This window comes from Protofrankia sp. CiT1 (assembly GCF_917627335.1).
Classification (GTDB): Bacteria; Actinomycetota; Actinomycetes; order Frankiales; family Frankiaceae; genus Protofrankia.
This window is the reverse complement of sequence record NZ_CAKJTP010000246.1, coordinates 1-3,825: the sequence shown is the minus strand read 5'-3', so window position 1 is coordinate 3,825 and position 3,825 is coordinate 1. Positions and strand designations below refer to the sequence as shown.

Here is a 3,825-nt window from a genome sequence, read left to right as displayed (position 1 = left end):
TGATCCGGGCCATCGTGGCGTAGGGAAGCAGCCGCATGCCAGTGGTTACTGAGCGTCGCGGACGGATTCTCGTCGTCAGCCGGCTAAGAGCGCCCGGCAATAGGGGACGCGGCGTCGCGGGGCTGGGGCACGCACCTCGCCGTGTTGTCGTCAGTCGCCACCCAACACCTCCGGTGGCTCCCTCCTCCGCCTCGCGATGCACGCACCCCAGCCCCGCTCCTTGATCCACGCCCCTATTGCCGGGCGCTCTAAGCCGTCAGATGTGGCGCCCGCCGGAGATCTCCAGCACCGTCCCGGTGATGTAGCTCGACAGCTCGCTGGCCAGGAACAGCGCGGCGCCGGCCACCTCGGCTGGTTCGCCCGCCCGTCCCAGCGGGATCTCGGTCAGCTTCGACTCCCAGACGTCCCGCGGCATCGCCTCGGTCATGGCGGTCCGGATCAGACCGGGCTGGATGGCGTTGACCCGCACCCCGCCCTTGGCCAGCTCCTTCGCGGCGGCCTTGGTGAGACCGACGATGCCGGCCTTGGCCGCGCTGTAGTTGGTCTGGCCGAAGTTGCCGACCTTCCCGGAGATCGATGACATATTGATGATCGAACCGCCGCCCTGTTCCTTCATGGCGAGACCGGCTGCCTTGGTGCCGAGCCACGCGCCGAACAGGTGGATGTCGATCACGAGCCGGAAGTCGTCGGCGGACATCTTCTTCATGCTGGCGTCGCGGGTGATGCCGGCGTTGTTGACCATGATGTCGATCCGCCCGTACTCCCGCTGGCAGGCCTCGACGAGCGCCTGGACGTCGTCCTCCCTGGTGACATCCGTGCGGACGGCGATCGCCGGCCCCAGTTCCTTCGCGGCCTCGGCGGCTTTCTCGACGTTGATGTCGGCGAGCACCACCCTGGCGCCGTTGGCGACGAAGAGCTGGGCGATGGCGAGCCCCAGGCCCTGCGCGCCACCGGTGATGACAGCCGCCTTGTCCTCGAGCAGTCCCACGGGTGTTCCCTTCCCCACGCGTCCGGGCGCGCCGACGGCGCGCATCTCATCGGCTCCGCCGCAGCTCAGGCGGGTCCTTCTCAGCAGTAATACCGCGCCCGGCCGGTCGCGGGCGCGTGATCGCGCCTGGCGCGGATGCTGGCGGGACGGCCACGGCTCATCCGGCGGGGCGGTCGGGCGGCGTCACTTCCCGATTTGTCTGTTCCTGATGTCGACAGCTCCGAAGCCGTGCGTGGTCTGCGCACCGACCCCGGCGATCGCCGCGAACCGCATGAGCGCGCCGAACACCTCGGCCGCGGCCGCCGACGCCGTCTTCAACAGGCGTAGCTCGGCCTCGCCCACGAAACCGACCTGGCGGATCTGTTCGGTAACCGGAACCTGCTCGCTCGCGCCGGACACCGCGTCCAGGAACACCGAGCCGACCAGCTCACGGGCGGCGCTGTCATCGATCGTCAGGGTGTCCGGGGCGTGGGCGTTCCACCGGGCGAGCAGTGAGCGCACGATCAGCACCGGTTCGGGCAGCGGCAGGTCCCGGCCGTTGCGGGAGAAGAAGGTGGGGGTGAGCATCCGCAGCCGGACCCGCCGGGCCGGCCCGACCGACGCCAGCCGCGCGAACGGCCAGAGGTCCGCGTCGAACCCCATGACCGGTTGCTCGTACGGCCCGAAGCGAACCGTCCGCGGCGGCCAGGTCGGTGGCAGGTCGCCGTGGCCGAGCCATCCCAGCCGCCACACCGTCATCGCCGGGGAGTCGCCCGGCTTTCCCGGGCCGGCGGAGCCTGCCGACGGCCGGAGCAGGCCGGCCGCGAACGGTTTCGTGTCAGCGTGATGGTCGGAGTCGGGAGTTTCGAAAAGCCGGGCGGCGGCACCGAGCAGATGGCGGGGTAACGGCGAGCGCGGCGGTGTCGCGAACTTCAGCGACAGCGAAGCCGGCATCGCATCCCCCTACATGGGCCCTGAACCCCGATGCTCACAGTAGCCGAGCCCGGTCCACCACCAGTGGTTCCCTCGACCGGTTCGATGCGCGGACCGACGCGCTGACGGACGCATACCTCGACCTTCACGGCGGCATCGACTGGGATGGCCAGGCCCAGGAGAGCAAGGCCCGCACCGACGCCTGCTGACTGGGCACCGTCCGCCGGCGGACGCTTGGAACACGGATCCCTCGTGGCTATCGGACGATCCAGTAGTCGGCGTCCGGGCCGAGATACTTGCCGGGATCAGGATGCTCACCCGTGGCGACCTCACCCAGGCATCCACGAGGTTCCCGCAACCGACCGCGCCGCGATCGCGGCAATCTGGCTCTCCTACGTCAACAGGTGATCGACATGGCTATCACGGCAGACCACATCCGCACCACCCTGACTGTCTACCTCGACGCACACCCCGAGGAAAAGCCCGACCTCGTACCCGTCTTCGACCTCCTGGACACCGGCAGCGACATCACCTCCCGCAAGGAGTTCCGCGGCCATGCCACCGTCGGCGCGGCGATCGTCAACACCGACGGACGCATCCTGCACATTCACCACCGAGCGCTCAACAGCTGGCTCCTACCCGGCGGCCACCTCGAAAGCCAGGACACCTCGCTGCTGGAAGCAGCCCTGCGCGAACTCGCTGAGGAGACCGGTATCCCCGCAGATGCCGTCACATCGGTCGGTGGCCAGCCGATCCACATCGACGTCCACCCAATCCCCGCCAACGACGCCAAGGGCGAGCCGGAGCACCGGCACGTCGACTTCCGATTCCTCTTCCGCACCACCGCTGACGTGCGCCAACTCCAGACCGACGAGGTCACCGCCGCCTCCTGGCGTGGAATCGACACCCTCAAAGCGACGTTGCGGCAGCGCATTGCCGCGGCCCTGCCTGACACCCGCTCGACCGCCCTGCCTGGGTGTTGACCCCATGACGGCCCTTTCTCGTGGACAGTGGCCTTCAGGTCCGCTGTCCACGGAACCGGGACCGCTTCAACCCACCAGGTGGATGACCCGTTCGTCGTCGACCACCTCGCGCAGCCGGCGCAGCACCTCCCACTGCGGGATGGACGGGAAACAGTCCTCGATGTCCGACCGGGCGACCCAGCTCATTCCGCTGTCGCGGGCCTCCGCCAAGGCGGCGAGGGCGTCCTTGGCGCCGAGCCCACGGCGGTAGGCGAAGCTCCACGGCATCAGCAGCGGATCGATCACCGGGTCCAGCACCCGCAGCAGCGCCCGCTCGACGACTCTGTCGATCAGGCAGGGCACGCCAAGGATGCGGACACCGCCGGACGGCTTCGGGATCTCCACTTTGCGTACCGGGGACGCCAGCCATTCGCCATCCGCGAGTGCCGTACCGAGTTCGTCGAGGTTACGGGCTGCGTTGGCTTCGAACGCGGCTACCTCGGTATCGGGATGTCCGTCGGCTAGGGCGGCGTCGCGGACCTCCGCCCAGGCGTCCAGCAGTGCCTGCGAGGTGAACGCCCGCGCGTACAGCTGACCCATCCAACGCCCTTCCGTCCACCGATGATGCGTACCGTAGCCAATGGTGTCGGATGTTTGTCACGTCGCACATGGTGTGACCGATCAGAGATCGTGACTCGGAGGTGGCGGTCGCGTGATGGATCAGGCCGGCCTGGCTGCGATCGGTACAGATCGTTTTCCCGGGTCCTCCTTTTGTCATGATCCTCGACGGATCTGTTTGTGCAGCTCAAGGCATATGTCGATCTATTTTGGCGCTTGGATTTCGATCTTTATCAAGATCCTCTGGGATGGGTGCTCGCAACGGGGTACCATCGTTGCAGCTCAGCGGGGGTCCCAAGGGGGGTGCCCTCGCTAACCCCAGCCCGATCATGAGGGCATTGAAAC

At 67.9% G+C, this 3,825-nt stretch carries 4 protein-coding genes; 1 reads left to right on the top strand and 3 read right to left on the bottom strand.

The genetic code is table 11. The features are described 5' to 3' along the window. Positions 1 to 256: 256 nt before the first annotated feature. Both fabG and cas6 read right to left on the bottom strand, forming a co-directional pair. The gene (fabG, locus tag MJ785_RS20860; RefSeq protein WP_239311105.1) at positions 257 to 988 is read right to left on the bottom strand and encodes a 3-oxoacyl-ACP reductase FabG; all 732 of its coding nucleotides are present in this window, start codon (positions 986 to 988) and stop codon (positions 257 to 259) included. Positions 989 to 1,171: 183 nt separating this feature from the next. Continuing rightward, entirely contained in the window at positions 1,172 to 1,921 is a 750-nt protein-coding gene (gene cas6, locus MJ785_RS20855; protein WP_239382494.1) for a CRISPR system precrRNA processing endoribonuclease RAMP protein Cas6, read from the bottom strand. A 392-nt stretch (positions 1,922 to 2,313) separates the two neighbouring features. On the opposite strand from cas6, the gene MJ785_RS20850 reads away from it, so the two are divergent. Beyond that, positions 2,314 to 2,883 (top strand): NUDIX hydrolase, encoded by a 570-nt coding sequence (locus tag MJ785_RS20850; RefSeq protein ID WP_239311107.1) that lies wholly within the window; start codon positions 2,314 to 2,316, stop codon positions 2,881 to 2,883. A 66-nt stretch (positions 2,884 to 2,949) separates the two neighbouring features. Here MJ785_RS20850 and MJ785_RS20845 read toward each other — a convergent pair whose 3' ends face one another. Beyond that, positions 2,950 to 3,462, bottom strand: coding sequence for a reverse transcriptase domain-containing protein (locus tag MJ785_RS20845; protein ID WP_239311108.1), 513 nt, complete (start codon positions 3,460 to 3,462; stop codon positions 2,950 to 2,952). Positions 3,463 to 3,825: the final 363 nt, after the last annotated feature.

Excerpts from the sequence above, each read along its gene's own strand:
- MJ785_RS20850 (WP_239311107.1), top strand. The coding sequence starts at position 2,314 with ATGGCTATCACGGCAGACCACATCCGCACCACCCTGACTGTCTACCTC.
- cas6 (WP_239382494.1), bottom strand. The coding sequence starts at position 1,921 with ATGCCGGCTTCGCTGTCGCTGAAGTTCGCGACACCGCCGCGCTCGCCG.
- MJ785_RS20845 (WP_239311108.1), bottom strand. The coding sequence starts at position 3,462 with ATGGGTCAGCTGTACGCGCGGGCGTTCACCTCGCAGGCACTGCTGGAC.